Raw genomic sequence first — 4,262 nt, 5'->3', positions numbered from 1 at the left:
AGAGCCGGCTGGAATGACGACTATCGGGCTCAGTTATTCTTTGGTTAAAATATCAACAAAGTGTGCTCCCGCCCTGGTTACTCAATGGGGTATATTGGGAAATGGCACCTCGATGCGCCCAGTGCGCCTTTTATTCCAAGCTATAATAACCCGATGGAAGGGCGCTATTGGAATGATTGGACGGCGCCGGATCGTCGACATGGTTTTGATTTTTGGTATTCGTATGGTACGTATGATAAGCATATGTCACCCATGTATTGGGCTAATAATACTCCTCGTGATAATCCGATAAAAGTAAATCAGTGGAGTCCTGAGCATGAAGCCGATATTGCGATAAAATATCTCCGTAATGAAAATGGGTCTTATCGCGATAAAGATAAGCCATTTGCACTTGTAGTATCAATGAATCCCCCCCATTCCCCATACGATGAGATACCCAAAAAATATCTAGATAAATTTGATGGAAAGACATCTAAAGAATTGAATTCTAGGCCAAATGTTCAATGGAATAAAGAGTACCTAGAAGGATATGGTCCCCAGTATTTCAAAGAATACATGGCAATGGTTCATGGTGTTGATGAGCAATTCGGAAGAATATTGGATGAGTTGGATAGCCTGGGGTTGAAAAATGATACATTAGTTGTATTTTTTTCAGATCACGGTAGTTGTATGGGTTCAAATGGTGAACCGACAAAAAATGTTCATTATGAGGAATCGATGAGGATTCCAATGATTTTTAGGTTGCCAGGAAAACTAAAACCAAAACAAGATGACTTACTTTTTTCTGCTCCTGATATATATCCAACAATCTTTGGGTTACTCGGTTTTGAAGAATTAATACCCGATACGGTAGAAGGAAGTAATTATGTTAAAACCCTGAAGGGTGAAGCTGGTGATGTTGTGCCGACATCACAGTTTTATACTTTCATGCCATATGGTGCGCAATCATATGGCAGGCGTGGAATTAGAACAGAACGCTATACGATGGTTATCGATCGGAAGATAGGTAAGCCGTTGACATACACTTTGCATGATAATCGTAACGATCCTTATCAATTACATAATGTTGCTGGTAATCACATGGATTTGGTTAATCAATTAACAGAAAAAGAACTAATACCATGGTTAGAGCATACTGGTGATCCATGGCGTCCAACAGAGGTGCCTGTTGGTGTATTGAAAGCATATTCGTAACATACTGTAAAAATAATAATTGGAGGATTTATATGAACGGCTATATCAAGCTTTTACCTATTGCCTTACTGTCGCTGTCTATTAATCAGGCAATGGCAAATGACTATAAGACAACGGTAGAATATCGTCATGGTTATGCTGACGGATCTAAAAAACATGATGATAGATTTAAAGTGTATGTTGATACCGGTAAAAATATAGGATTTGAGCTTGATGCTCGATATGGTAACAGCAATCCATCCCAAGTTTTTGATTCAACATATCTTGATGGATCTGAATTATGTGCATTTTATTATAAATCCTTAAGTAAAAATCTGACTGGCTTAGTTGGCTCTTCATTTGATGTATCATCAAGCGGTGCTGTTCATATTCCATTTATTAGATTGAATTATAGTTTTGATAATGGCTTTAGAGTTCAAGGTCGTTATAAATGGAAGTTCTGGGATTATGAAACAATAAATCCTGCCACAAATTATGGATATCGTTCTAAAATACAAGAGTTTGATGCGTGGGTAGGCTACAAATATAATGATTTTGACTTTGAATATCAGCTCGATTTGTTTAAGCAAATGGCGAGTGGTGCAATGCCAGAATTTAATGGAAAGGAATATGATACTCAGCATAATATTAAAATCAGTTATGCAATAGATAAAAACTGGAAGCCTTTTTTCGAAATTGGCAATTTGAGAGAAGACCGTTATTCTGACAATCGACAAACACGTTATCGTATCGGTATAAAATATACATGGTAAGGTGATTTATATTCACAAATAAAGCTGAAGGTTAATTTCTTCAGCTTTATTTTTAATTGAAAGGAGTAAGATAATGGTTTCTATAAAGAAGATTGCACTGCTCTCAATTTTTATGAGTAATCTCACTGCAGCTCATGAGTTGGCATCTGAGTATAAGGTTTTAGCTGATAAATGGACTGAGTCAATTATTGGGGTGTCAGGTCAAGAGTATGATAACTATCAGCTTGGCATGATCAATAAAGTTAATCAGGATGCGTTAAAGTATCTCAACTCTTTGATTGTAATTGATGCTAGGAGTTCGCTTTGGAGCGATCTTCCATTCGATTATGCTAATGGTGGTAAGACTATTGGCCCTAATATTAGATCATCAATGCTCAGATTATTGACTATGGCAAAGGCCTATCGCTTTCCAGGTGAGCTGCAAGGAAATAGTATCTTGCTATCAAGCATCATTAGTTCCTTGGATTATCTAGTTAAGGAACACTATAAAGTTGGATCGTTGGAATATGGCAACTGGTGGGATTGGGAGATTGGTATACCCAAAACGTTAAATGATATATTGACAGTGATTTATCCTGATCTTACGTCTGAACAAATAAAAAATTATACGGAGGCCAGTAGATATTTTTCGCCATTGCCAGATCGAAATGGTGTTAGTGAAGGGGCTAGTGCTTCCAGCAATCCCGTTAATCGTGAAGCAACAGGTGGCAACCGTACTGATATGGTACAAATTGTACTTGTGCGTGGAATAATTTCGGAAAGGGAAGACGAGATTAAAAACTCATTAGGTGTATTACCTCAGGTTCTGGATCCCGTAACAACGGATGATGGATTTTATCATGATGGCTCCTTTATCCAGCATGGTGACATTCCATATACTGGTACTTATGGTAATGTTTTACTTGAAGGTGTTGGTAAGGTGATGAATCTAATGGCTAGTTCAAAATGGCCTGCAGACGATCCAAAATTATTAAGAGTGTATAACATTCTGTATAAAAGCTTTTTCCCTTTTATGTATTCTGGACAAATGCTGGATATGCAAAATGGTCGAGCTATTGCCAGAGGTGAGCGGCAAAATCATGTAGAAGGTCATGCTATTTTAGCATCTATGTTTAGATTCATTGATGCTGCAACCATAAATGATAGAAATAAAATATCAGAGTTTATCAAAGGGCAAATTACTTCAGATAATACAAAGGATTTTTTGCAAGGACAGCAAGATTTTGTTATTTATAATAAAGCAAAAAAATTAATTGAAGATACAAGCATACATCCTGTGGTGCAATCTCCTCAGGCATCTTACTTTCCTGATATGGACAGATTTGTCTATCAAGGGCTCGGTTATACTTTTGCCCTGGCATTGCATTCTGCCAGAGTCGGAAATTTTGAGTGCATGAATAATGAGAATAGAAAAGGTTGGTTTACTGGTGATGGTGCGACCTATCTATATAATGCAGATCTTCTGCAATATACTGATTATTGGCCTTTGATTAATCCATACAGGGTTTCTGGTACTACCCTTGATTTAACAGAATCATTGGGTGATTGCACAAATAATAATAAAGTCGCATCGAGAGTTGGTAAAAATAAGCAGGTTAATATGCAGAGAGTTGGTGGCGCTGCATACAATACATCAGCTGCTATTGGCGCTGACTTCCATAATCATAATGATAGTATCAGTGCATTGAAGTCTTGGTTTGTTCTTAATAACAAAGTTATAGCTGTTGGATCAGATATTCTCAGCAATGAGGATGTCGAGATTGGAACGATTATTGATAGTAGAAAATTAAATGCAAATGGGACTAATAAAATAGAAGTCAATGGTGTTTCTATTGCGCCGGATGTAAAGGAGGTGTATAGCAATATAAATTCATTCCTTGTTGAGGGGAATGTTAAAGGGGCTAATGTAGGTTATTGGTTCCCTAAAGGGACAGACATTGTAATGGAGAAAAAACTCGTCTCTGCGAATTGGTCGGATATAGGTACAACCAAAAAAGTGGTCAATGGGTATACGCTAGCGTCATTTATTCCACAAGATGAGCATGTGTCTGGCTACCAGTATGTTATTTTAAATGGAATCAATAGCCATGAGCTAAATGAGTATGCCAATAATCCAGATATTATAGTGACTCGCTCAGATAATAAAGCACATATTGTAGAGGATACCAATGGGGAAAACATATTAGCCAATTTGTGGGGTGATGATGAGGTTTCTGTTGGAAGCATTAAAATATCATCTCGCGAATTCAGATAATAACTGCAACACCCATGGTGCATAGGAGAGAAGAGGCCAACTGCCGGTTCTGGTACGCTTCT

3 protein-coding genes are annotated in these 4,262 nt (G+C 37.5%); all 3 read left to right on the top strand.

Annotation, left to right across the window (positions count from 1 at the left end):
- Positions 1-60: 60 nt before the first annotated feature.
- The 3 genes from OKC27_RS22435 to OKC27_RS22425 all read left to right on the top strand — a co-directional run bounded on the left by OKC27_RS22435 (position 61) and on the right by OKC27_RS22425 (position 4,200).
- A complete protein-coding gene (locus tag OKC27_RS22435; protein WP_270806727.1) occupies positions 61-1,194 on the top strand; it encodes a sulfatase-like hydrolase/transferase in 1,134 nt (377 codons plus the stop codon).
- 32 nt (positions 1,195-1,226) lie between these two features.
- Complete coding sequence (locus OKC27_RS22430) at positions 1,227-1,946, top strand: oligogalacturonate-specific porin KdgM family protein (RefSeq protein WP_213391552.1); 720 nt, start codon at positions 1,227-1,229, stop codon at positions 1,944-1,946.
- Positions 1,947-2,019: 73 nt separating this feature from the next.
- Positions 2,020-4,200 carry a polysaccharide lyase 8 family protein gene (locus tag OKC27_RS22425; protein WP_270806726.1) on the top strand — a complete coding sequence of 727 codons (2,181 nt, stop codon included), beginning with the start codon at positions 2,020-2,022 and terminating at the stop codon, positions 4,198-4,200.
- Positions 4,201-4,262: the final 62 nt, after the last annotated feature.

The organism is Aeromonas sp. QDB62 (genome assembly GCF_027705695.1).
Lineage (GTDB): Bacteria > Pseudomonadota > Gammaproteobacteria > Enterobacterales > Aeromonadaceae > Aeromonas > Aeromonas allosaccharophila.
This window is presented reverse-complemented; position numbering and strand designations above follow the sequence as displayed.